Here is a 22734-nt window from a genome sequence, read left to right as displayed (position 1 = left end):
CATGGCCCCCCTGAGGGCCCTGAGGGGCACGTCACGCTCCCGCGGACGCGGCACGCCTGCCCACGCGGTGACGCGCACGGTGAGTGGGCAGGTGGGGACGTCGAGCGGCACCGGCCGCGACGGACGAATAAGGCGCCGCGAAACGCGTGTGGAGAAGGGCCAGACAACTCGAGAGATGCGGGTAAGCTAGACGAGGGTCTGATAAGGCCACGGCACGAATGTACGGTCGCATCGACAGCGGCCGATCGCAGTCGTTTTGACGTGCTGCGCTGGGCTAGGTAGTCTTGCCCTTCGTGCCCGTGGGTTCATGGGCCCTCATGCGTGCGCTCCGACAGGTTGCGCGGCATGGTCTCTCTCCAGCGTTCGATTACGCCGGGTGGTGGCTCGACAGAGCGCGACACGCCCGACCGCGTGGGTCGGCGCAAGAGGAAAACCAGCAGGTCATGACACCGGCAGTACCTGCGAAAAGCACGACTTGACGTATTACCGGCCAAGGCACGAACGGAGTGGCAGTGCCCACTATTCAGCAGTTGGTCCGCAAGGGCCGGCAGGACAAGGTCACCAAGACCAAGACTCCTGCCCTCAAGGGGAGCCCGCAGCGTCGCGGCACCTGCCAGCGCGTCTACACCACGACGCCCAAGAAGCCCAACTCGGCACTGCGCAAGGTGGCCCGTGTTCGGCTCACCAACGGCATCGAGGTCACGGCTTACATCCCCGGTGTGGGCCACAACCTGCAGGAGCACTCCATCGTGCTCGTGCGTGGCGGTCGTGTGAAGGACCTGCCGGGTGTTCGCTACAAGATCATCCGCGGCTCCCTCGACACGCAGGGCGTCCGTAACCGCAAGCAGGCCCGCAGCCGCTACGGCACGAAGAGGGAGAAGTAACCATGCCTCGCAAGGGTTCTCCTGGCCGTCGTCAGCTCATGTCTGACCCGGTTTACAGCTCGCCGCTGGTGACCGCTCTGATCAACAAGGTGCTCCTTGACGGCAAGCGCTCCATCGCGCAGTCGATCGTCTACGGGGCGCTCGAGGGCTGCAAGGACAAGACCGGCAACGACCCGGTCGTCACGCTGAAGCGCGCCCTCGACAACGTCAAGCCCACCCTCGAGGTCCGCAGCCGCCGTGTCGGTGGCGCGACCTACCAGGTCCCGGTCGAGGTGCGCGCCGCGCGCAGCACCACCCTGGCCCTGCGTTGGCTGGTGCAGTACTCCCGCGCCCGCCGCGAGAAGACCATGACCGAGCGCCTCATGAACGAGCTCCTTGACGCCAGCAACGGCCTCGGGGCGAGCGTCAAGAAGCGTGAGGACACCCACAAGATGGCCGAGTCCAACAAGGCCTTCGCCCACTACCGCTGGTAACAGCGGGTTCGACGAGACGACGAGGACGCGAGAGAAGTGGCCACCACGACCGCTCTTGACCTGGCCAAGATCCGCAACATCGGGATCATGGCCCACATCGACGCGGGCAAGACCACCACGACCGAGCGCATCCTGTTCTACACCGGCATCAACTACAAGATCGGTGAAGTCCACGAGGGCGCTGCCACCATGGACTGGATGGAGCAGGAGCAGGAGCGCGGCATCACGATCACGTCTGCCGCGACGACCTGTGAGTGGCTCGACCACACCATCAACATCATCGACACTCCCGGTCACGTCGACTTCACCATCGAGGTGGAGCGCTCGCTCCGCGTCCTCGACGGCGCCGTCGCCGTGTTCGACGGTGTCGCGGGTGTCGAGCCGCAGTCGGAGACGGTGTGGCGCCAGGCTGACCGCTATGGCGTGCCGCGCATCTGCTTCGTGAACAAGATGGACCGCGTCGGCGCGGAGTTCCACCGCTGCGTCGACATGATGATCAGCCGTCTGGCGGCGACGCCGGCTGTCATCCAGCTTCCCTGGGGCGTCGAGTCCGGTTTCAAGGGCGTCATCGACCTGGTGAAGATGAAGGGTCTGCTCTGGAGCGAAGAGGCTGCCAAGGGCGAGATGTACGACACCGTCGACATCCCTGCCGAGTACGCCGACACGGCTCGTGAGTGGCGCGAGAAGCTGGTCGAGACCGTCTCCGAGAACGACGACGAGCTGATGGAGCTCTTCCTCGAGGGCACTGAGCCCACCGAGGAGCAGCTGGTCGCGGCCATTCGCCGCGCCACGCTGGCCAGCGCCATCAACCCGGTTCTCACCGGCACCGCGTTCAAGAACAAGGGCGTTCAGCCCCTGCTCGACGCGATCGTGGCCTACCTGCCCGCGCCGACCGACATCCCCGCCTTCAAGGGGCACGCGGTCGGCAAGGAGGACGAGGTCGTCGAGCGTCACGCGGACGTCACCGAGCCCTTCTCCGCGCTGGCCTTCAAGATCATGAGTGACCAGCACCTGGGTCGTCTCACCTACATCCGCATCTACTCGGGCACGCTCGAGACCGGCACCGGGGTCATCAACTCGGTGAAGGGCAAGAAGGAGCGGATCGGCAAGATCTACCAGATGCACGCGAACAAGCGCGAGGAGCGCCCGTCCGCGCACGCTGGTCAGATCGTCGCCGTGATGGGTCTGAAGGACACCACCACGGGTGACACGCTCTCCGACCCGTCGAACCAGGTCGTGCTCGAGTCGATGACGTTCCCGGCTCCGGTCATCAACGTCGCGATCGAGCCCAAGACCAAGGGCGACCAGGAGAAGCTCGGCACCGCCATCCAGCGTCTGGCCGAGGAGGACCCGTCCTTCCAGGTCCGTCGCGACGAGGAGACCGGTCAGACGGTCATCTGGGGCATGGGCGAGCTTCACCTCGAGATCCTCGTCGACCGTATGCGTCGCGAGTTCAAGGTCGAGGCCAACGTCGGCCGCCCGCAGGTCGCCTACCGCGAGACCATCCGCCGCAAGGTGGAGAAGGTTGACTACACCCACAAGAAGCAGACCGGTGGTTCCGGTCAGTTCGCGCGGGTCATCATCAACCTGGAGCCGCTGGGCGAGGGCAACGACGGCTACGAGTTCGAGAACAAGGTTTCGGGTGGTCGTGTCCCGAGGGAGTACATCCCCTCGGTCGACGCGGGCGCCCAGGAGGCCGCCGAGTTCGGCGTGCTGGCCGGTTACCCGATGGTCGGCGTGAAGGTGACGCTGACCGACGGTGCGGCGCACGACGTCGACTCCTCGGAAATGGCCTTCAAGATCGCCGGCTCGATGGCCTTCAAGGAGGCCGCTCGCAAGGCCGACGCTGTGCTCCTCGAGCCGATGATGGCCGTTGAGGTCACCACGCCCGAGGACTACATGGGTGACGTCATCGGTGACCTCAACGGTCGCCGCGGGCAGATCCAGTCGATGGACGAGCGCGCTGGCGCCCGTGTCATCGCGGCGCTCGTTCCGCTGTCGGAGATGTTCGGCTACGTGGGTGACCTGCGCAGCCGCACTCAGGGCAGGGCGAGCTACAGCATGCAGTTCGACTCCTACGCGGAGGTGCCCCCGGGCATCGCCAAGGAGATCGTCGCGAAGGCCCGGGGCGAATAGTTCCTGGTCCCGCCGGTCCGGGGCCGAGTGCCCCGGGCCTTTCGGGATCAGGGCGACCAGCCCAGGTCCCTGGTGGGGTGATGAGATGTCGCCCCGCTGTTCAGGGGTTCGGGGACACCCGGGCCCGAGTGTGAAGTAAGTCAGTCAGATTCTCTAAGGAGAGAACCAGTGGCTAAGGCCAAGTTCGAGCGGACTAAGCCGCACGTGAACATCGGCACCATTGGGCACATCGACCACGGCAAGACCACTCTGACCGCGGCGATCACCAAGGTGCTTCACGAGCGTTTCCCTGAGCTTAACGAGGCGACCCCGTTCGACAAGATCGACAAGGCGCCCGAGGAGAAGGCTCGTGGCATCACGATCTCCATCGCGCACGTCGAGTACCAGACCGAGAAGCGCCACTACGCTCACGTGGACTGCCCCGGTCACGCCGACTACGTGAAGAACATGATCACCGGTGCGGCTCAGATGGACGGCGCGATCCTCGTGGTCGCGGCGACCGACGGCCCGATGCCGCAGACGAAGGAGCACGTCCTCCTGGCCCGCCAGGTCGGCGTCCCCTACATCGTCGTGGCGCTCAACAAGGCCGACATGGTCGACGACGAGGAGATCCTGGAGCTCGTCGAGCTCGAGGTTCGTGAGCTCCTGTCTGCTCAGGAGTTCCCCGGCGACGACCTGCCCGTCGTGCGCGTCTCCGCTCTGAAGGCCCTCGAGGGCGACCAGAAGTGGGGCGACAGCATCATCGAGCTGATGACCGCTGTCGACGAGAGCGTGCCGGAGCCCACCCGCGCCATCGACAAGCCCTTCCTGATGCCGATCGAGGACGTCTTCTCGATCACCGGCCGCGGCACCGTCGTGACCGGTCGTATCGAGCGCGGCATCGTCAAGGTCAACGAGACCGTCGACATCATCGGCATCAAGACCGAGAAGACCACCACCACGGTCACCGGTGTCGAGATGTTCCGCAAGCTGCTCGACGAGGGCCAGGCCGGTGACAACGTCGGTCTGCTGCTCCGCGGCATCAAGCGCGAGGACGTCGAGCGCGGCCAGTGCATCATCAAGCCGGGCACGACCACCCCGCACACCGAGTTCGAGGCCCAGGTCTACATCCTGAGCAAGGACGAGGGCGGCCGTCACACGCCGTTCTTCAACAACTACCGTCCTCAGTTCTACTTCCGTACGACTGACGTGACCGGTGTGGTGAACCTCCCCGAGGGCACCGAGATGGTCATGCCGGGCGACAACACCGAGATGCGCGTTGAGCTGATCCAGCCCATCGCCATGGAGGACGGCCTCAAGTTCGCCATTCGTGAGGGTGGCCGCACCGTCGGCGCCGGCAACGTGGTGAAGATCCTCAAGTAGCACCACCACTGGGGCGGCGGCCGGTTCTCGCGCACAGGGAACCGGCCGCCCAACCGGGCAACGGGAGCCTCCCGGCTCCCGCCACGGCTCCACGGCTAGGCCGTGATCTCGCAGTCGCTTCGGAATCGTGACCGAAGTAACTGCCGGATCACGGAAGAAACAGCAGATCGAATACGTCTGCTACGTGGGGTCAGCGGGCGGTCTCCGCCCGTACTACAGCGGCAACAGGCCGCACGATACTTTTTCAGACGACAGCGAAGGACACCGAGGCCATTATGGCGGGACAGAAGATCCGCATCCGGCTTAAGGCCTATGACCACGAGGTCATCGATAGCTCGGCCAAGAAGATCGTCGAGACGGTGACGCGGACTGGCGCGAAGGTCGCGGGCCCGGTGCCGCTGCCGACCGAGAAGAACGTGTACTGCGTCATCCGCTCGCCGCACAAGTACAAGGACAGCCGCGAGCACTTCGAGATGCGCACGCACAAGCGGCTGATTGACATCATCGACCCGACGCCGAAGACGGTCGACTCGCTCATGCGACTCGACCTCCCCGCCGGCGTCGACATTTCGATCAAGCTCTGAGGGAACGCACTGACATGGCTAAGACGATCAAGGGCGTCCTGGGCAAGAAGCTCGGCATGACCCAGGTCTTCGACGCGGACAACCGGATGGTTCCGGTGACCGTGGTCGAGGCCGGTCCGTGCGTGGTGACCAGGGTCCGGACCGCAGACAAGGACGGCTACACCGCCGTTCAGCTCGGCTACGGACAGGTCGACCCCCGGAAGGTCAACAAGCCGCTCGGCGACTACCTGCGTAAGCACGACATCACCCCGCGCCGTTACTTTGCGGAGATCCGCACGGACGACGCGAGCGACTACACCCTCGGCCAGGAGCTCCTGGCTGACACCTTCGAGGCCGGCCAGTACGTCGACGTCACTGGCAAGTCAAAGGGCAAGGGGTTCGCCGGTGTCATGAAGCGTCACGGCTTCAAGGGCCTGGGCGCGTCGCACGGTACGCAGCGCAAGCACCGGTCGCCGGGTTCCATCGGTGGCTGCGCCACCCCTGGCCGCGTATTCAAGGGTCTCCGCATGGCCGGTCGGATGGGTAACGTCCGCACCACCGTGCAGAGCCTCAAGGTTCACGCCGTGGACGCCGAGAACGGTCTCATCCTGATCAAGGGTGCGATCCCCGGCGCCAACGGCAGCCTGGTCCTCGTCCGCACCGCTGCAAAGAAGGGGGCTGCCAAGTGACCAGCATTGACGTCCTCGACGCCAGCGGCGCGAAGACCGGCTCCGTCGACCTGCCCGAAGACATCTTCGGCGCGAAGGTCAACGTTCCGCTGATCCACCAGGTCGTCGTGGCCCAGCTCGCCGCTCGCCGGCAGGGCACCCACAAGGCCAAGACCCGTGGTGAGGTCAGGGGCGGCGGCAAGAAGCCGTACCGCCAGAAGGGCACCGGTCGCGCCCGTCAGGGCTCGACCCGCGCGCCGCAGTTCGCCGGTGGTGGCACCGTTCACGGTCCCCTCCCGCGCGACTACTCGCAGAAGACGCCCAAGAAGATGAAGGCCGCCGCGCTGCGCGGCGCCCTGTCCGACAGGGCGACCGGCGGTCGCGTGCACGTCGTGAGCAGCCTGGTCACCGGGGAGACCCCCAAGACCAAGGCGGCCCTCGAGGCCCTGCGCAAGATCACCGAGGCCAAGACCGTTCTGGTCGTGGTCGAGGAGACCGACGAGCTCACCTGGCTGAGCCTGCGCAACGCTCCGGAGGTCCACCTGCTGGACGCCGGGCAGCTGAACACCTACGACGTGCTCGTCCACGACGACGTGGTCTTCACGCAGGAAGCGTACGACCAGGTCGTGGCGCGGCTGAGCAAGAGCGGGAAGGAAGACGCCTGATGGAGAACATCACCGACCCGCAGGCTGTCGCCTCCGAGAAGCCCAAGGGCCGACTGGAGAGGGTCTCCGACCCGCGCGACATCATCATCAAGCCCGTTGTCTCCGAGAAGAGCTACGGCCTGATCGATGAGAACAACAAGTACACGTTCATGGTGAAGAAGACCGCGAACAAGACCCAGGTCAAGATTGCGGTTGAGCAGATCTTCGGTGTCAAGGTCACCAGCGTGAACACCATCAACCGGCAGGGCAAGCGCAAGCGCACCCGCGCCGGGTTCGGCAAGCGGCCCGACACCAAGCGCGCGATCGTGAGCTTGGCCGAGGGCGACCGGATCGACATCTTCGGTCAGATCGGTTAGCCGACACGTAAGCAAGCGCAAGCCGTACGGCTTGCGGGGGATGAGACCGCCTCGCGAAAGCGTGGCGGGCTCACCCATGTAACCGACGAAGGATGAACGAAAAAGATGGGCATCCGTAAGTACAAGCCGACGACTCCTGGTCGCCGCGGCTCGAGTGTCTCGGACTTCTCCGAGATCACCCGCAGCACGCCGGAGAAGTCGCTGCTTGCTCCCCTTCACAGCAAGGGTGGCCGTAACGTCCACGGCCGGGTCACCGCTCGCCACCAGGGTGGCGGTCACAAGCGCGCCTACCGGATCATCGACTTCCGCAGGCACGACAAGGATGGCATTCCGGCGAAGGTCGCTCACATCGAGTACGACCCCAACCGCACCGCCAACATTGCCCTGCTGCACTACGCCGACGGCGAGAAGCGCTACATCATCGCGCCGACCGGCCTCAAGCAGGGCGACAGGATCGAGAACGGCCCCGCGGCCGACATCAAGCCGGGCAACTGCCTGCCGCTGCGCAACATCCCGACCGGTACCTTCATCCACGCGGTGGAGCTCCGTCCGGGCGGCGGCGCCAAGCTCGGTCGTTCCGCCGGCGCGCAGATCCAGCTGCTCGCCAAGGAGGGCCAGTACGCCACGCTGCGTATGCCCTCCGGCGAAATGCGCATGGTCGACGTGCGCTGCCGCGCGAGTGTCGGTCAGGTCGGCAACGCCGAGCAGGCCAACATCAACTGGGGTAAGGCCGGCCGTATGCGGTGGAAGGGCAAGCGCCCGACCGTCCGTGGTGTGGCCATGAACCCCGTCGACCACCCGCACGGTGGTGGTGAGGGTAAGACCTCCGGTGGTCGCCACCCGGTCAACCCCAAGGGCAAGCCCGAGGGCCGTACCCGTCAGGCGAACAAGGCCAGCGACAGGCTGATCATCCGCCGTCGGTCCAAGAGGAAGAAGCGGTAGGAGCAGCCGAAATGCCACGTAGCCTTAAGAAGGGTCCCTTCGTGGACGACCACCTTCAGAAGAAGGTCGACGTCCAGAACGAGAAGGGCACCAAGAACGTCATCAAGACGTGGTCGCGGCGTTCCATGATCGTGCCCGACATGCTCGGTCACACGATCGCCGTTCACGACGGCCGCAAGCACGTCCCGGTGTTCGTCACCGAGTCGATGATCGGTCACAAGCTCGGCGAGTTCGCTCCCACGCGGACCTTCCGTAGCCACGTCAAGGAAGACCGCCGCAGCCGGCGGTAAGCGCCTTCAGAAGCATCAGAGGAGTAAGCGATGGAAGCCAGGGCTCAGGCGCGGTTCGTCCGTGTCACGCCCCAGAAGGCCCGCCGCGTGGTGGACCTTATTCGCGGGCTGCCCGCTTCGGAGGCGCAGGCCGTGCTGCAGTTCGCTGCTCAGGCAGCGAGCGAGCCGATTTACAAGGTGCTCTCGAGCGCGATGGCGAACGCTGAGCACAACTTCAAGCTCGACCCGCAGACGCTCGTCGTGAGCCGCGCGTGGGTCGACGAGGGCCCGACGCTGAAGCGGTTCCGTCCGCGTGCCCAGGGTCGCGCCTATCGGATCAACAAGCGGACGAGCCACATCACCGTGATCGTGGAGTCCCGCGAGCCGAAGGGAAGGACCCGATAGTGGGCCAGAAGGTTAACCCGCACGGGTTCCGCCTCGGCATCACGACCGACTTCAAGAGCCGGTGGTACGCCGACAAGCTGTACAAGTCGTACGTCGCTGAGGACGTCGCGATCCGTCGCATGCTGCAGAAGGGCATGGAGCGGGCCGGCATCTCCAAGGTCGAGATCGAGCGTACGACCGACCGCGTCCAGGTCGACATCCACACCGCGCGTCCCGGCATCGTCATCGGCCGCCGCGGCGCCGAGGCCGACCGCATCCGCGGCGACCTGGAGAAGCTGACCAAGAAGCAGGTTCAGCTCAACATCCTCGAGGTCAAGAACCCCGAGATCGACGCTCAGCTGGTCGCGCAGGGCGTGGCCGAGCAGCTCTCCAGCCGTGTCTCGTTCCGTCGCGCCATGCGCAAGGCGATGCAGTCGGCCATGAAGAGCGGCGCCAAGGGCATCCGGGTCGCGTGCTCGGGTCGTCTGGGCGGCGCCGAGATGTCGAGGTCGGAGTTCTACCGCGAGGGTCGTGTGCCGCTGCACACGCTTCGCGCGGACATCGACTACGGCTTCTACGAGGCCCGTACCACCTTCGGCCGTATCGGCGTGAAGGTGTGGATCTACAAGGGTGAGGCTCCGACGAGCCGCGCCGAGCGTGAGGCGGCTGCCGCCGGCGCTCGTGCCGGCCAGCGTCGTGACCGCGACGACCGTCGCGGTGGCGGCGGCGGTGGCGAGCGTCCCCGTCGTGGTGGTGGCGCCGGTGGCGCTCGCCGCGGTGGCGGCGCCGGTCGTGGAGACCGAGCCCCCAGGACTGAGGCGGCCGCGCAGGCTGCCCCCGAGACCGGCCCGGCTGCGCAGCCGGGTGCTGAAGGGAGCTGACCATGCTGATCCCTCGCAGGGTCAAGCACCGCAAGCAGCACCGGCCCGACCGCAGTGGCGCCGCCAAGGGCGGCACCAGGGTTGTGTTCGGCGAGTTCGGCATTCAGGCGATTGAGCACTCCTACGTGACCAACCGCCAGATCGAGTCGGCTCGTATCGCCATGACCCGCCACATCAAGCGTGGTGGCAAGGTGTGGATCAACATCTACCCCGACCGTCCGCTCACCAAGAAGCCCGCCGAGACCCGCATGGGTTCCGGTAAGGGTTCGCCGGAGTGGTGGATCGCCAACGTCAAGCCTGGGCGCGTGATGTTCGAGCTGTCCGGCGTCGCCGAGCCCATCGCTCGCGAGGCGCTGACGCGCGCGATCCACAAGCTTCCGATGAAGTGCAAGATTGTTAAGCGTGAAGTGGGTGAGGCGTGATGGCTAAGGGCCTGACCGCCGGAGAGCTGCGGCTCGAGGACCAGGACGCCCTGGTCCAGAAGCTGAAGGAGGCGAAGGAGGAGCTGTTCAACCTCCGCTTCCAGGCGGCGACCGGTCAGCTGGAGAGCCACGGGCGGCTGCGTGCCGTCCGCCGCGAGATCGCCCGTATCTACACCGTGATGCGCGAGCGCGAGCTCGGCATTGTCACGGTCGAGAAGGAGACGAGCGATGTCTGAGGCAACCGAGAAGACCACGCGGCACTACCGCAAGACCCGTGAGGGCCTGGTCGTCAGCGACAAGATGGACAAGACCGTCGTCGTCGCCGTCGAGGACCGCGTGAAGCACCCGCTGTACGGCAAGGTCATCCGCCGTACGACCAAGTACAAGGCGCACGACGAGGCCAACACGTGTGGTGTCGGCGACCGCGTTCTCCTCATGGAGACCAGGCCGCTGTCCGCCACCAAGCGCTGGCGTGTCGTCGAGGTGCTCGAGAAGGCCAAGTAAGGTCTTCCGCATAGATGCGCGCCTCGTGGGGGGTGGAGACACCCCCCATGACGGTGTCCAAGGACGCGAGGGCGTGAGCCCTCGCGTCGCCTGCGGTGCGGCCCCTTCGTGGGTTGTGGCCGGGGGAACAAGACAACACACAGTTCCGCCAGGCTCAGCGATGAGAACCGGCGGAGACCAACAGGAGTTGACGTGATCCAGCAGGAGTCGCGACTCAAGGTCGCCGACAACACGGGTGCCAAGGAGATTCTCTGCATCCGCGTTCTCGGTGGCTCGGGTCGGCGCTACGCGGGAATCGGCGACGTCATCGTCGCCACCGTGAAGGACGCACTTCCCGGCAGCACTGGTGTGAAGAAGGGCGACGTGGTCAAGGCCGTCGTCGTCCGTACGGTGAAGGAGCGCCGCCGTCCCGACGGCTCCTACATCCGCTTCGACGAGAACGCCGCCGTCATCATCAAGGACAGCGGTGACCCTCGTGGCACCCGCATCTTCGGCCCGGTGGGCCGTGAGCTGCGTGACAAGAAGTTCATGCGCATCATCTCGCTCGCGCCGGAGGTGCTGTGATGACGAAGCTGCACGTGAAGAAGGGTGACCTGGTTCAGGTCATCGCCGGCAAGGACAAGGGTGCCAAGGGTCGTGTGATCTCGACGAACCCGCGCGAGGACCGCGTGATCGTCGAGGGCGTCAACATGATCAAGAAGCACTCGAAGGAGAACCTCAACGGTCCTCGCGGCGCCAAGCAGGGCGGCGTCGAGACCATGGAGGCTCCCATCCACGTGAGCAACGTCAAGAAGCTCAAGGATGAAGAGAAGCCTGCCAAGAAGGCCGACAAGAAGGCCGACGAGTCGGGTGAGGACAACTGATGACTGCGACGACCACTGAGACCGAGCGTCCGACGCCGCGCCTCAAGACGAAGTACCGCGAGGAGATCATCGCGAAGCTTCGTGAGGAGTTCGGCATCGAGAACATCATGCTGGTGCCCGGCCTGACCAAGATCAAGGTCAACATGGGTGTCGGCGAGGCTGCTCGCGACTCGAAGCTCATCGAGGGCGCTGTCCGTGACCTCACCACGATCACCGGCCAGAAGCCGGCGGTCGTCAGGGCCCGCAAGTCCATCGCGCAGTTCAAGCTGCGTGAGGGCATGCCGATCGGCGCGCACGTCACGCTGCGCGGCGACCGCATGTGGGAGTTCCTCGACCGTCTGCTCTCGCTGGCGCTTCCCCGCATCAGGGACTTCCGCGGCCTGTCGCCCAAGCAGTTCGACGGCAACGGAAACTACACCTTCGGTCTCACCGAGCAGGTCATGTTCCACGAGATCGACCCGGACAAGGTCGACCGGCCGCGAGGCATGGACATCACGGTCGTGACCACGGCGAAGAACGACGATGAGGGCCGGGCGCTGCTGAAGCTTCTCGGTTTCCCGTTCAAGGAGGCCTGAGCATGGCTAAGACGTCTCTGAAGGTGAAGGCGGCGCGCAAGCCGAAGTTCGCGGTTCGCGCCTACACCCGCTGCTCGCGCTGCGGGCGTGCGCACGCTGTCTACAGGAAGTTCGGCCTGTGCCGGATCTGCTTCCGTGAGATGGCGCACCGCGGCGAGCTGCCCGGCATCACCAAGTCGAGCTGGTAGGTACTGTGAGGGGCGGCTCCTCGCGGACCGCCCCTCGGCACTGCCTGCCGTACGAAGAACTATCAACCGGGCGCTGTTGCAAGCGCCCATGACCGCGCCGAAGGTCCACCGGTAGAGCACCGCTTCACCGACTGGAAACCGCGGCGAGGAAGGCCGTTGGCCATGACGATGACCGACCCGATCGCAGACATGTTGACACGTCTGCGCAACGCGAACTCGGCATACCACGAGAGCGTGGCGATGCCGTATTCGAAGATCAAGGCGCACATCGCCGAGATCCTCCAGCAGGAGGGCTACATCCAGTCCTGGGCCGTCGAAGACGCCAAGGTCGGGAAGAGCCTCGTGGTGGAGCTCAAGTTCGGGCCGAGCCGTGAGCGTTCGCTCGCGGGGCTGCGCCGGGTTTCCAAGCCCGGGCTGCGTGTTTACGCGAAGAAGGACAATCTGCCTCGAGTTCTGGGCGGGCTGGGTGTCGCGATCATCTCGACGTCCGCCGGTCTCATGACCGACAAGCAGGCTGGCAAGCGTGGAGTGGGCGGGGAAGTCCTCGCCTACGTCTGGTAGCGGGGGGAGGAACACAGCATGTCGCGAATCGGACGGCTGCCCATCCCTGTACCGAGCGGCGTCGACATCACGATCGACGGCCAGGATGTCCAGGTCAAGGGCCCGAAGGGCACGCTTTCACACACGGTCGCTGAGCCCATCACGGTGGCTCGCGACGACGACGGCACCATCGCCGTCTCCCGGCCCAACGACGAGCAGAAGGTCCGCGCTCTGCACGGCCTCTCTCGGACGCTGATCGCCAACATGGTGGCCGGTGTCACCCAGGGGTACTCCAAGACCCTGGAGATCGTCGGTGTCGGTTACCGCGTCGCGGCCAAGGGCCCGACGCAGCTGGAGTTCGCTCTGGGCTTCAGCCACCCGGTGATCGTGGACGCCCCCGAGGGCGTCTCCTTCCGCGTCGACAAGCCGACCCTGTTCCACGTGGACGGCATCGACAAGCAGAAGGTCGGCGAGGTCGCCGCCAACATCCGCAAGTTGCGCAAGCCCGACCCCTACAAGGGCAAGGGTGTGCGTTACCAGGGCGAAGTTATCCGCCGCAAGGTCGGAAAGGCTGGTAAGTAGGCATGGCTCCCAAGACTGCGTACAGCAAGCACACGGCTGCTCGCACCGTCTCGCGGGCCCGCCGTCACGGCCGCGTCCGCAAGAAGGTTGTCGGTACGGCCGCGCGTCCGCGCCTGGTCGTCAACCGCTCGACCCGTCACCTGTTCGTGCAGATCGTGGACGACACCGTCGGCCACACGCTGGTCAGCGCCTCCACCATGGACGCCAGCCTGCGTACTGCCGAGGGCGACAAGACCGAGAAGGCCAAGAAGGTCGGCGAGCTCCTCGCTCAGCGGGCCAAGGAAGCCGGGATCACCGCTGTCGTCTTCGACCGTGGTGGTAACCGCTACGCGGGTCGCATCGCGGCTCTCGCGGACAGCGCTCGCGAAGGCGGGCTCGAGTTCTAATGGCTACTGAGAAGAGGAACCACTGATGGCTGCAGCTCCGCGTCGCGGTGGCGGCACCGGTGGCGAGCGGCGTGACCGTCGTGACGATCGCCGCGGTGGCGCCGCTGACAAGGGCGTCTCGTACATCGAGCGTGTAGTGAAGATCAACCGAGTGGCCAAGGTCGTGAAGGGTGGTCGTCGCTTCAGCTTCACCGCCCTGGTTGTCGTCGGTGACGGCAACGGCCTGGTCGGCGTCGGCTACGGCAAGGCCAAGGAAGTCCCCGCGGCCATCGCCAAGGGTGTCGAGGAGGCGAAGAAGCACTTCTTCCGCGTCCCCCGCATCCAGGGCACCATCCCGCACACCGTGCAGGGTGAGGAGGCGGCCGGCGTCGTCTTCCTGCGTCCGGCCTCCGCCGGTACCGGTGTCATCGCCGGTGGTCCGGTGCGCGCCGTTCTGGAGTGCGCCGGTATCCACGACGTTCTGTCCAAGTCGCTCGGCTCGGACAACCCGATCAACATCGTGCACGCCACGGTGGCGGCGCTGAAGGGCCTTTCCACGCCCGAGGCGATCGCCGCGCGTCGTGGTCTGGCGATCGAGGACGTCGCTCCCGCGAGGATGCTCAAGGCTCGCGCCGAGGGCCTGGCCGAGGCCGCTGCTGCGGCTAAGGCGGTGAGCTAGTCATGGCACGCCTGAAGATCACTCAGGTTCGCTCGAAGATCGGTGGCAAGCAGAACCAGCGTGACTCGCTGCGTTCGCTTGGCCTGAAGCGAATCGGCGATGTCGTCGTCAAGGAGGACCGTCCCGAGATCCGTGGGATGGTCTCCGTGGTGACGCACCTCGTCGAGGTGGAAGAGGTCGACTAGTCATGACTGACAAGGCTCCGCTGAAGATCCACGACCTGCGTCCCGCCAAGGGCGCCAACAAGGCCAAGGTCCGCAAGGGCCGTGGCGAGGCGTCCAAGGGCAAGACGGCCGGTCGCGGTACCAAGGGCACGACGTCCAGGAACACGGTTCCCCTCGGTTTCGAGGGTGGCCAGGTTCCGCTGCAGCGTCGTCTGCCGAAGCTCAAGGGCTTCTCCAACGCCCTGTTCAAGACGACCTACCAGGTCGTCAACCTGGACAAGATCGGTGAGCTGTTCCCCGAGGGTGGCGATGTCACCGTCGAGACGCTGATCTCCAAGGGCGCTGTTCGCAAGAACCAGCCGGTGAAGGTCCTCGGCACTGGCGAGATCTCCGTCGCGGTGAACGTGCAGGCTCACGCCTTCTCGGGTTCCGCGAAGGAGAAGATCGCTGCTGCCGGTGGGTCCGTTACCGAGCTGTAAGTGGCATTACTCGGCACGGGGGTTCTGACAATGGGCCCCCGTGCCTGTAGTGCGTTAGAGTTCGCGAGACGGCAGGGTTCTGTCCTGCTCGCCTGACCTTGAGACTTCAGATGGCTGATCCCCGCACCATCGCAGACCCATACCGCCATCATGGCGTGCTGGAGGGACCGTGCTGACCGCGTTTACCCGGGCGTTCCGGACGCCGGACCTGCGCAAGAAGTTGCTCTTCACACTGGGCATCATCGCGCTGTTCCGCCTCGGCTCGGTTCTTCCGACTCCGGGTGTTCACACCGAGAACATTCGCGCCTGTCTCACCCAGGCCCAGGCCGGCAGTTCCGGCAACCTCTACGGCATGGTGCAGCTGTTCAGCGGCGGCGCTCTGCTCAAGTTGTCGGTTTTCGCCCTGGGCATCATGCCCTACATCACGGCGAGCATCATTCTCCAACTGCTCGTCGTCGTCATTCCACGCCTCGAGGCCCTGAAGAAGGAGGGGCAGGCAGGCCAGACGAAGATCACGCAGTACACGCGTTATCTGACGATCGGTCTCGCCATCCTCCAGTCGACCGCCTTCATCGCGCTGGCGCGCTCGGGACAGCTGTTCCCTGAGTGCAACCAGCAGGTGCTGCTCGACCCCGACAACATCTTCAGCATCGTGACGATGGTCGTCATCATGACGGCAGGCACCTCGGTCATCATGTGGCTGGGAGAGCTCGTCACCGACCGCGGCGTCGGCAACGGCATGTCGATCCTCATCTTCACGCAGGTCGTCGCGGTCTTCCCGTCGGAGCTGCTGAACATCTACCGCGTGAACCCGTTCACCTTCGCGATCGTCATGGTCGTCGGCATCTTCATGATCGCCGCGGTGGTCTTCGTCGAGCAGGCCCAGCGCCGCATCCCCGTGCAGTACGCCAAGCGGATGGTCGGCAGGCGCATGTACGGCGGCACCTCGACCTACATCCCGCTGAAGGTGAACCAGGCCGGCATCATCCCGGTCATCTTCGCCTCCTCGCTGCTCTATCTCCCACAGCTGCTGGTCTCCCTGTTCGCCAACGCGACCGCGGAGAACATCAACCCGGTGGTCGAGTGGATCTCCCAGAACCTGGTCACGGGCGACACGCCCGTCTACATGATCACGTTCTTCCTGCTCATCGTGTTCTTCACCTACTTCTACGTGTCGATTACCTTCAACCCCGCTGAAGTCGCCGACAACATGAAGAAGTACGGTGGGTTCATCCCGGGCATCCGTCCGGGTCGGCCCACGGCCGAGTACCTGAACTTCGTTCTGACCCGTCTCACCGCTCCCGGCGCGCTCTACCTCGGCCTCATCTCGATGGTGCCGATCATCGCGCTGGCGGTCGCGGGGGCAAGCCAGAACTTCCCGTTCGGAGGGACGAGCATCCTGATCATGGTTGGTGTCGGCCTTGACACGGTGAAGCAGATCGAGAGCCAGCTTCAGCAGCGCAACTACGAAGGTTTCCTGCGGTAGTGCGTCTCGTTCTGGTCGGGCCCCCCGGAGCGGGTAAGGGGACACAGGCCCAGTTCATCGCATCGAACCTGTCCATCCCGAAGATCTCGACAGGTGACATCTTCCGTGCCAACGTCTCGGGCGGCACGGAGCTCGGCAAGCTCGCCAAGACATATATGGACCGCGGCGACCTCGTGCCCGACGAGGTGACCATCGCCATGGTCCGCGACCGCCTGTCGGAGGACGACGCGCAGGACGGTTTCCTGCTCGACGGGTTCCCCCGTAACGTCCCCCAGGCCGAGATCCTTCGCGACATGCTCAAGGAGTGGGATCAGAAGCTCGACCTGGTCCTGGAGCTCGTGGTCGACGACGAGGAGGTCGTCCGGCGCCTGGCAGGGCGGCGCACCTGCAGTCAGTGCGGCCGCATCTGGCACGTCGAGTTCGACGACAAGAAGGACGACGTCTGCGACGCCTGCGGCGGCACGCTCTTCCAGCGTGACGACGACAAGGAAGACACCGTCAGGCACCGCCTGGAGGTCTACCAGCAGCAGACCGCGCCGCTGATCCGCTTCTACGCCGACGAGGGCATCCTGGTCGGGGTCGACGCGACAGGGCCTGTCGAAGAAGTCACCCAGCGTGCGATGAAGGAAATCCGCCCGTACGCCGGTTAGCGCGAAGCGACGACGCCGACCCCGATGATCGGGGTCGGCGTTGTTGCGTGATCAGCCCCTCTATGGGGGAATTGGGCTCCGGTGTTCGCCCGTTGAACCACCCTGGGGGGTGTCGAACTTGTTCAAGAAGAACAGGCATGGAATCCAGATCAAGTCGCCCGAGCAGCTGGAGAAGATGCGCGCGGCCGGTCTGGTGGTCGGGCGCACGCTGGAACTGCTGAGGCGCTCGGTCGAGCCGGGCATGACGCCGCTCGACCTCGACGCGATCGCGGAGAAGGCGATCAGGAGCGAGGGGGCGATCCCCTCCTTCAAGGGCTACCAGGGCTTCCCCGCGACCATCTGCGCCTCGGTCAACCACGAGGTCGTGCACGGCATCCCCTCCAACGAGCGCAAGCTGCGCGAGGGCGACATCATCTCCATCGACTGCGGGGCGATCCTCGAGGGGTGGCACGGGGACTCGGCGGTGACCGTACCTGTGGGTGAGGTCTCGCCGGCGCTCACCGAGCTGATGCGGGTGACGGAGGAGTCGATGTGGCACGGCATCGCCGCGCTGACCGTCGGGCGCCACCTGTCCGACATCGGCTACGAGGTCGAGAAGTACGTCCGCTCGCAGGGGCGCTACGGCATCCCCCAGGAGTACGGCGGGCACGGCATCGGCACCGAGATGCACATGGACCCCTGGGTGGCCAACCACGGCAAGCCCGGCCGCGGCCCCGCGCTGGAGGCGGGCATGTGCCTCGCGATCGAGCCCATGGTCAACCTCGGCACGCCGCGCACCCGCGTGCTGGACGACGACTGGACCGTCGTGACGATCGACGGTAGGGCCTCCGCGCACTTCGAGCACAGCGTCGCCGTGACACATAATGGTCCTTGGGTGCTAACCGCCCTCGATGGGGGCAAAGAGCGCCTGTCGCAGCTGAACTGACGGCGGGAGTGATGGGGATGGCGCAGAGCCCCGAAATGCGTGCATCGGACGTCGACCGCGATCGGGTGGCCGCCATCCTCCGCGAGCACACGGCGCAGGGACGCATCACGGTCGACGAGTTCAACGAACGGCTGGAACAGGTCTACGCGAGCAAGACCTACGGCGAACTGGCCAGGGTGACGGCCGACCTTCCCGAGGTCGACCTGCGCGCCCAGCCCGCTCGCATTCCCGCCCCGAGCCCCGCCCCCGCGGGCCTGCACCCGGGGATGAAGGGCGCATGGGGGGCGTGGGCCTCCGCCGTCGCGGTGACGTCGGTGATCTGGCTGCTGACCGACTTCGGCGGCTACTTCTGGCCGATGTGGGTGGCGGGGCCGTGGGGCGCGCTGTTGCTGGTGAGCACCATCTTCGGGGGCAAGAAATAGGGCTATCTGTGCACTAGTGCACTGTGTGGATTTGTGCGCGGAAGGCCTGGCGCGATCTCCCTAACGTGAGTCGTACATCGCTCACAGGAGGAAGAAAATGCGCAAGTTTCTCGTAGCAGCCGCCCTCGCAGGCTCGGTCGCCACCGGCCTGGCCATCGCCCCCGCCGCCCAGGCCGCCACCGTCGAGGCGAGCGCCTCGACCGGCGGATGGGGCAAGTACTTCTCCAGCGACGGCAAGGCCTACACCTTCGGCAAGACCTTCAAATCGCACGGCAAGGTCTACACGCAGTGGCACGGCGTGGACAAGTTCGGCGGCAAGCGCGGCTACGTCTGGTTCGAGTACTACAAGGGCGGCCACTGGAACAAGTTCAGCCAGGGCTGGGACGGCAAGCACAGCGGCTCGTGGAGCGGCAAGGGGATCAAGAAGATCTACACCTACACCTGCTGGGGCTCCTCGAAGTTCGACAACTGCGGCAAGAAGTTCCGCATCTACTAACCCTGGGGTGTTTCAGGGGGGTTCTGACGTAGAAGGCCCGCCGGTGACCTGGTCACCGGCGGGCCTTCGCTGTTCCTCTGTCCTGGTACGACAGGCAATAGACGCAGTCTTTACCGCTGGTGATAGTTGGCGGTTATCGGGCCGGGTAGGTGATCTTTGACGAGGGAAACCGTCGCATTGGGGGGACGATGGGCCTGGGGCGGTACTCCGGTCTGCTGGCGCGGGTCACGCTTACGGCGGTGGCGACCGGAGCGCTGACAGCCGGCTCCCCTCCGCAGGACCAGGCGGGCAAGGACGAGGAGTACGTCTCCATGACGCCGAACCCGGCCCAGCCCGGCAGTCAGGTGACGATCACCACCAACGCCTGCACGAAGTCGGCCAACGTCACGGCGGTGTCCAGGGCCTTCCCCGGATACAGCGTGCCCCTCTCGCTCAGGAACGGCCGGATGCTCGGCACGACCACGCTGCCGAGCGGCGTGTACCCGAGCCAGTACGCGGTGGCGGTGCGGTGCGCGAACGAGGACGCGACGGGCTACTTCAGGGTGGTCCAGCGCGCCTCCCGGCACCCGACCTCCGGGCCTGACACCGGCGGCGGAGGGCTCGCCACGGGCGCGGAGTCGGCGCAGCAGGCCAGCGCGCACTCGTCTCGCGAGCCGTGGCTGGCGGGCGCGCTCGCCGTCCTCATGGCGGTGGCGGGCACCGCCGCGGCCCTCGTCAGGAGAAGGCGTCGTCCTGGACGAGACGGCGCCCCATGAACACGTGTCCACCCGGCCCCGCGTGTCGGCGGCCGATGGGGCCGGGTGGACACGTCATCGTCGCGCTCACGCTTCTGGCCTCGGCGGGCTGCATGCCCGTCGAGGCGTCGCCGCGCCCTGTGGCGGAGGCGCCGGCGCCGAGCGCGTCCACGGCGCGTGACCCCTGGCCCACGCCGCTGGCGGGGGAGCCGGAGAGGGCAGAGCCGACGCACGTCCTCATCCCGCGGCTCGGGGTCAAGGCTCCGCTCGTGGTGCTGGGCGTGGCCGACGACGGGCGGCTCGCCGTGCCCCCGCTCGACCACGCCAACATCGCCGGCTGGTACGGCGGCGGCCCCACGCCGGGCGAGAGAGGGTCGGCGGTCATCGTGGGCCATCTCGACACCAGGACGGGGCCCGCGGTCTTCGCGAGGCTGTCGGAGCTGCGCAGGGGCGACACGGTCGCCGCGGTCAGGGCGGACGGTACTGTGGCGGTGTTCTCCGTCGAGCGGCTTGAGCGCACTCCCAAGTCGAGCTTCCCCGCCGACGAGGTCTACGGGGCGACACGCGAGCGCAAGCTGGTGCTGGTGACCTGTGGCGGGGCCTTTGACCGGATTCACGGGTCGTACACCGACAATCTCATCGTGCACGCGGTCTACCGGGCGGCGTACGCAGTGTCGGACCTGAGGTAGCCTGGAGCATGGTTGTGTCAGGACACCTGGCATGCGTTTCGCATTTTGTGCCCGGGTGTCGTACACTCCTTAGTCGGCTCACTATGGCCATCCTGTGTTGGCGGTCCTGCAGACCGCCGCTCTCATTCGATGCGGATGGCCGCGGCTGCTTAGTGAACCGAAACCTCAGACGACCGATCAGTGAAACGCGAGGGACATGGCCAAGAAAGACGGCGCCATCGAGATCGAGGGCACTGTGGTTGAGTCGCTCCCGAACGCGATGTTCAGGGTGCAACTCGACAACGGCCATAAGGTCCTGGCCCACATCAGCGGACGGATGCGGATGCACTACATCCGAATCCTGCCGGACGACCGGGTAGTCGTGGAACTGAGCCCTTACGACCTCAGTCGTGGGCGGATCGTCTACCGATACAAGTAAAACGTCTGAGGAATCACGAAGGACTATGAAGGTTAAGCCGAGCGTTAAGAAGATCTGCGACAAGTGCAAGGTGATCCGCCGGCACGGTCGTGTCATGGTGATCTGCGACAACCTGCGCCACAAGCAGCGTCAGGGCTAGGTCGCGAAGGCTTTTCCGAGTCCGCCCCTCGAGGGTGCGGGCTCGACGCATGAGAAGCCTGAATCAGTAATCGCGTTTCACACCCGCCTCCGGGCGGGACACCCTCGGTCGGAGGCCGAGGCCCTCACCCCGGGCATGGGGAGGGGAGTGAGGCGCAAGACCTCCGCCACAGTGAAGGAGAATGCCCGACCATGGCTCGCCTGGTTGGCGTCGACCTCCCCCGCGAAAAGCGGCTGGAGATCGCTCTCACCTACATTTACGGAATCGGCCGCACCCGCGCTCTGGAGATCCTCCAGGCCACCGGCGTCAGCGGTGACCTTCGCGTTCACCAGCTGAGCGACGCTGAGCTCGTCCCGATGCGTGACTACATCGAGGCGAACTACAAGATCGAGGGTGACCTGCGCCGCGAGGTTCAGGCCGACATCCGCCGCAAGATCGAAATCGGTTGCTACCAGGGCATCAGGCACCGGAAGGGTCTTCCCGTCCACGGCCAGCGCACCCAGACCAACGCGCGTACCCGTAAGGGCAAGAAGAAGACCGTCGCCGGCAAGAAGAAGCCCGGTAAGAAGTAGTCCTCGCAGCCGCGGGACCGATGAACTCAGGAGTGAAGGCAAAGAATGCCTCCTAAGAGCCGCCAGGGTGCGCCCAAGAAGGTGCGCCGCAAGGAAAAGAAGAACGTCGCTCACGGGCACGCCCACATCAAGAGCACGTTCAACAACACGATCGTTTCGATCACCGACCCGAACGGGAACGTGATCTCCTGGGCCAGCGCGGGCCACGTGGGTTTCAAGGGCTCCCGTAAGTCCACCCCGTTCGCCGCGCAGATGGCTGCGGAGAACGCCGCCCGCCGCGCCATGGAGCACGGCATGCGCAAGGTCGACGTCTTCGTGAAGGGCCCCGGCTCCGGCCGTGAGACCGCGATCCGTTCGCTGCAGGCGACGGGCCTCGAGGTCGGCTCCATCCAGGACGTGACCCCGGTTCCGCACAACGGCTGCCGTCCGCCGAAGCGCCGCCGCGTCTGACACCCAGGAGATATTGAGAAATGGCTCGTTACACGGGTGCGGACTGCAAGCTCTGCCGTCGCGAGAAGACCAAGCTCTTCCTCAAGGGCAGCAAGTGTGAGTCCGCGAAGTGCCCCATCGAAATCCGTCCTTACCCCCCGGGTGAGCACGGTCGCGGTCGTCCCAAGGAGTCTGAGTACCAGCTCCAGCTTCGTGAGAAGCAGAAGACCCGCCGCATCTACGGCGTCCTCGAGAAGCAGTTCCGCAACTACTACGAGGAAGCCAACAAGAAGGGCGGCAAGACCGGCGAGAACCTTCTCCAGATCCTGGAGAGCCGTCTCGACAACGTGGTCTACCGCGCCGGTTTCGCCCAGTCGCGCGACGCCGCTCGCCAGCAGGTCCGTCACGGACACATCCTGGTGAACGGCAAGAAGGTCGACATCCCGTCGTACCGCGTGCGCGAGCACGACATCGTCGAGGTCCGCGAGAAGGCCGCCAATCTGCTGCCTTACGAGGTCGCCAAGGCGACCGCGGGCGACAAGACGGTCCCGGCCTGGCTGGGCGTCGTGCCGGAGAAGCTCCGCGTCCTGGTTCACCAGCTGCCGGTTCGCCAGCAGATCGACACCCAGGTCCAGGAGCAGCTGATCGTCGAGCTCTACTCCAAGTAAGAGCTCGCTGCGGGCGCCCGGTTCACCGGGCCTCGCGAGACCTGCCCCGGGCCGTTCAGGTCCGGGGAGCTGTCTCGAAGGCCAGGGTTCCCTGGCCCCGAGAGGGCACAAATGGGGTACGGCATGCCGTATCCCATTTAGGCTGTTCATCGGAGTGGCGTC

The 22734-nt window shown here is 65.7% G+C and carries 37 protein-coding genes; all 37 read left to right on the top strand.

Annotated features, from left to right (window positions below; translation table 11 throughout):
- Window positions 1-512: 512 nt before the first annotated feature.
- The 37 genes from rpsL (at window position 513) to rpsD (ending at window position 22572) form a co-directional block, all read left to right on the top strand.
- Window positions 513-884 carry a 30S ribosomal protein S12 gene (rpsL, locus tag ABFX55_RS31530; RefSeq protein WP_183650908.1) on the top strand — a complete coding sequence of 124 codons (372 nt, stop codon included), beginning with the start codon at window positions 513-515 and terminating at the stop codon, window positions 882-884.
- Between the two features lie 2 nt (window positions 885-886).
- Window positions 887-1357 (top strand): 30S ribosomal protein S7, encoded by a 471-nt coding sequence (rpsG, locus tag ABFX55_RS31525; RefSeq protein ID WP_183650905.1) that lies wholly within the window; start codon window positions 887-889, stop codon window positions 1355-1357.
- A gap of 87 nt (window positions 1358-1444) precedes the next feature.
- A complete protein-coding gene (gene fusA, locus ABFX55_RS31520; protein WP_221241982.1) occupies window positions 1445-3493 on the top strand; it encodes an elongation factor G in 2049 nt (682 codons plus the stop codon).
- A 168-nt stretch (window positions 3494-3661) separates the two neighbouring features.
- Entirely contained in the window at window positions 3662-4855 is a 1194-nt protein-coding gene (gene tuf / locus ABFX55_RS31515; protein WP_346126318.1) for an elongation factor Tu, read from the top strand.
- Between the two features lie 275 nt (window positions 4856-5130).
- Window positions 5131-5439: a 30S ribosomal protein S10 gene (gene rpsJ, locus ABFX55_RS31510; protein WP_012887830.1), complete on the top strand. Its 309-nt coding sequence runs from the start codon at window positions 5131-5133 to the stop codon at window positions 5437-5439.
- A 14-nt stretch (window positions 5440-5453) separates the two neighbouring features.
- Window positions 5454-6107: a 50S ribosomal protein L3 gene (rplC, locus tag ABFX55_RS31505; protein ID WP_183650897.1), complete on the top strand. Its 654-nt coding sequence runs from the start codon at window positions 5454-5456 to the stop codon at window positions 6105-6107.
- Window positions 6104-6751, top strand: coding sequence for a 50S ribosomal protein L4 (gene rplD / locus ABFX55_RS31500; RefSeq protein WP_346126317.1), 648 nt, complete (start codon window positions 6104-6106; stop codon window positions 6749-6751). The genes rplC and rplD overlap by 4 nt, the downstream gene beginning before the upstream one ends.
- A complete protein-coding gene (gene rplW / locus ABFX55_RS31495) occupies window positions 6751-7107 on the top strand; it encodes a 50S ribosomal protein L23 (protein ID WP_183650892.1) in 357 nt (118 codons plus the stop codon). The genes rplD and rplW overlap by 1 nt, the downstream gene beginning before the upstream one ends.
- Window positions 7108-7212: 105 nt before the next feature.
- On the top strand, window positions 7213-8049 hold the full coding sequence (gene rplB / locus ABFX55_RS31490) for a 50S ribosomal protein L2 (protein ID WP_090769688.1): 837 nt from the start codon (window positions 7213-7215) through the stop codon (window positions 8047-8049).
- An 11-nt stretch (window positions 8050-8060) separates the two neighbouring features.
- The gene (rpsS, locus tag ABFX55_RS31485; RefSeq protein ID WP_012887835.1) at window positions 8061-8339 is read left to right on the top strand and encodes a 30S ribosomal protein S19; all 279 of its coding nucleotides are present in this window, start codon (window positions 8061-8063) and stop codon (window positions 8337-8339) included.
- 30 nt (window positions 8340-8369) lie between these two features.
- The gene (gene rplV, locus ABFX55_RS31480; RefSeq protein WP_183650890.1) at window positions 8370-8723 is read left to right on the top strand and encodes a 50S ribosomal protein L22; all 354 of its coding nucleotides are present in this window, start codon (window positions 8370-8372) and stop codon (window positions 8721-8723) included.
- A complete protein-coding gene (gene rpsC, locus ABFX55_RS31475; RefSeq protein WP_346126316.1) occupies window positions 8723-9583 on the top strand; it encodes a 30S ribosomal protein S3 in 861 nt (286 codons plus the stop codon). The genes rplV and rpsC overlap by 1 nt, the downstream gene beginning before the upstream one ends.
- 2 nt (window positions 9584-9585) lie before the next feature.
- Window positions 9586-10005 carry a 50S ribosomal protein L16 gene (rplP, locus tag ABFX55_RS31470; RefSeq protein ID WP_049572692.1) on the top strand — a complete coding sequence of 140 codons (420 nt, stop codon included), beginning with the start codon at window positions 9586-9588 and terminating at the stop codon, window positions 10003-10005.
- The gene (gene rpmC / locus ABFX55_RS31465; protein WP_183650883.1) at window positions 10005-10241 is read left to right on the top strand and encodes a 50S ribosomal protein L29; all 237 of its coding nucleotides are present in this window, start codon (window positions 10005-10007) and stop codon (window positions 10239-10241) included. Before rplP ends, rpmC begins: the two co-directional genes overlap by 1 nt.
- Window positions 10234-10509: a 30S ribosomal protein S17 gene (gene rpsQ / locus ABFX55_RS31460; protein ID WP_183650880.1), complete on the top strand. Its 276-nt coding sequence runs from the start codon at window positions 10234-10236 to the stop codon at window positions 10507-10509. Before rpmC ends, rpsQ begins: the two co-directional genes overlap by 8 nt.
- Before the next feature lie 192 nt (window positions 10510-10701).
- Window positions 10702-11073 carry a 50S ribosomal protein L14 gene (gene rplN, locus ABFX55_RS31455; protein ID WP_043623452.1) on the top strand — a complete coding sequence of 124 codons (372 nt, stop codon included), beginning with the start codon at window positions 10702-10704 and terminating at the stop codon, window positions 11071-11073.
- Between the two features lie 8 nt (window positions 11074-11081).
- Window positions 11082-11372: a 50S ribosomal protein L24 gene (gene rplX / locus ABFX55_RS31450; protein WP_221241980.1), complete on the top strand. Its 291-nt coding sequence runs from the start codon at window positions 11082-11084 to the stop codon at window positions 11370-11372.
- The gene (gene rplE / locus ABFX55_RS31445) at window positions 11372-11947 is read left to right on the top strand and encodes a 50S ribosomal protein L5 (RefSeq protein WP_183650874.1); all 576 of its coding nucleotides are present in this window, start codon (window positions 11372-11374) and stop codon (window positions 11945-11947) included. Before rplX ends, rplE begins: the two co-directional genes overlap by 1 nt.
- A gap of 2 nt (window positions 11948-11949) precedes the next feature.
- Window positions 11950-12135 (top strand): type Z 30S ribosomal protein S14, encoded by a 186-nt coding sequence (locus ABFX55_RS31440; RefSeq protein ID WP_183650871.1) that lies wholly within the window; start codon window positions 11950-11952, stop codon window positions 12133-12135.
- A 162-nt stretch (window positions 12136-12297) separates the two neighbouring features.
- Entirely contained in the window at window positions 12298-12696 is a 399-nt protein-coding gene (gene rpsH / locus ABFX55_RS31435; RefSeq protein WP_183650868.1) for a 30S ribosomal protein S8, read from the top strand.
- 18 nt (window positions 12697-12714) lie between these two features.
- Complete coding sequence (rplF, locus tag ABFX55_RS31430; protein WP_346126315.1) at window positions 12715-13257, top strand: 50S ribosomal protein L6; 543 nt, start codon at window positions 12715-12717, stop codon at window positions 13255-13257.
- A 2-nt stretch (window positions 13258-13259) separates the two neighbouring features.
- Window positions 13260-13643, top strand: a complete 384-nt coding sequence (gene rplR / locus ABFX55_RS31425; protein WP_183650860.1) for a 50S ribosomal protein L18 — start codon at window positions 13260-13262, stop codon at window positions 13641-13643.
- Window positions 13644-13668: 25 nt separating this feature from the next.
- Window positions 13669-14301 (top strand): 30S ribosomal protein S5, encoded by a 633-nt coding sequence (gene rpsE, locus ABFX55_RS31420; protein WP_183650857.1) that lies wholly within the window; start codon window positions 13669-13671, stop codon window positions 14299-14301.
- A 2-nt stretch (window positions 14302-14303) separates the two neighbouring features.
- Window positions 14304-14486 (top strand): 50S ribosomal protein L30, encoded by a 183-nt coding sequence (gene rpmD, locus ABFX55_RS31415; protein WP_080043226.1) that lies wholly within the window; start codon window positions 14304-14306, stop codon window positions 14484-14486.
- A 2-nt stretch (window positions 14487-14488) separates the two neighbouring features.
- Window positions 14489-14944, top strand: a complete 456-nt coding sequence (gene rplO / locus ABFX55_RS31410; RefSeq protein WP_346126314.1) for a 50S ribosomal protein L15 — start codon at window positions 14489-14491, stop codon at window positions 14942-14944.
- A gap of 169 nt (window positions 14945-15113) precedes the next feature.
- A complete protein-coding gene (gene secY / locus ABFX55_RS31405; RefSeq protein ID WP_346126313.1) occupies window positions 15114-16430 on the top strand; it encodes a preprotein translocase subunit SecY in 1317 nt (438 codons plus the stop codon).
- Window positions 16430-17080 carry an adenylate kinase gene (locus tag ABFX55_RS31400; RefSeq protein WP_183650850.1) on the top strand — a complete coding sequence of 217 codons (651 nt, stop codon included), beginning with the start codon at window positions 16430-16432 and terminating at the stop codon, window positions 17078-17080. Before secY ends, ABFX55_RS31400 begins: the two co-directional genes overlap by 1 nt.
- 118 nt (window positions 17081-17198) lie before the next feature.
- The gene (gene map / locus ABFX55_RS31395) at window positions 17199-18005 is read left to right on the top strand and encodes a type I methionyl aminopeptidase (protein ID WP_346126312.1); all 807 of its coding nucleotides are present in this window, start codon (window positions 17199-17201) and stop codon (window positions 18003-18005) included.
- A gap of 35 nt (window positions 18006-18040) precedes the next feature.
- A complete protein-coding gene (locus tag ABFX55_RS31390) occupies window positions 18041-18427 on the top strand; it encodes a DUF1707 SHOCT-like domain-containing protein (protein WP_246452036.1) in 387 nt (128 codons plus the stop codon).
- A gap of 97 nt (window positions 18428-18524) precedes the next feature.
- Window positions 18525-18923 (top strand): hypothetical protein, encoded by a 399-nt coding sequence (locus ABFX55_RS31385; RefSeq protein ID WP_346126311.1) that lies wholly within the window; start codon window positions 18525-18527, stop codon window positions 18921-18923.
- 188 nt (window positions 18924-19111) lie between these two features.
- Window positions 19112-19678, top strand: a complete 567-nt coding sequence (locus tag ABFX55_RS31380; protein WP_346126310.1) for a hypothetical protein — start codon at window positions 19112-19114, stop codon at window positions 19676-19678.
- Between the two features lie 35 nt (window positions 19679-19713).
- Window positions 19714-20346 carry a class F sortase gene (locus ABFX55_RS31375; RefSeq protein ID WP_346126309.1) on the top strand — a complete coding sequence of 211 codons (633 nt, stop codon included), beginning with the start codon at window positions 19714-19716 and terminating at the stop codon, window positions 20344-20346.
- Window positions 20347-20542: 196 nt separating this feature from the next.
- On the top strand, window positions 20543-20764 hold the full coding sequence (gene infA / locus ABFX55_RS31370) for a translation initiation factor IF-1 (RefSeq protein WP_012887858.1): 222 nt from the start codon (window positions 20543-20545) through the stop codon (window positions 20762-20764).
- Between the two features lie 25 nt (window positions 20765-20789).
- Window positions 20790-20903 carry a 50S ribosomal protein L36 gene (rpmJ, locus tag ABFX55_RS31365; RefSeq protein WP_003956441.1) on the top strand — a complete coding sequence of 38 codons (114 nt, stop codon included), beginning with the start codon at window positions 20790-20792 and terminating at the stop codon, window positions 20901-20903.
- 191 nt (window positions 20904-21094) lie between these two features.
- Window positions 21095-21475 carry a 30S ribosomal protein S13 gene (gene rpsM, locus ABFX55_RS31360; RefSeq protein WP_183650839.1) on the top strand — a complete coding sequence of 127 codons (381 nt, stop codon included), beginning with the start codon at window positions 21095-21097 and terminating at the stop codon, window positions 21473-21475.
- Between the two features lie 45 nt (window positions 21476-21520).
- Window positions 21521-21925 (top strand): 30S ribosomal protein S11, encoded by a 405-nt coding sequence (gene rpsK, locus ABFX55_RS31355; protein ID WP_020542285.1) that lies wholly within the window; start codon window positions 21521-21523, stop codon window positions 21923-21925.
- Window positions 21926-21945: 20 nt separating this feature from the next.
- Entirely contained in the window at window positions 21946-22572 is a 627-nt protein-coding gene (gene rpsD, locus ABFX55_RS31350; RefSeq protein ID WP_183650836.1) for a 30S ribosomal protein S4, read from the top strand.
- Window positions 22573-22734 lie beyond the last annotated feature (162 nt).

This window comes from Nonomuraea roseola (assembly GCF_039535395.1).
Taxonomy (GTDB): domain Bacteria; phylum Actinomycetota; class Actinomycetes; order Streptosporangiales; family Streptosporangiaceae; genus Nonomuraea; species Nonomuraea roseola.
The sequence above is the reverse complement of the archived record's forward strand: the minus strand, read 5'-3'. Positions and strand labels throughout refer to the sequence as shown.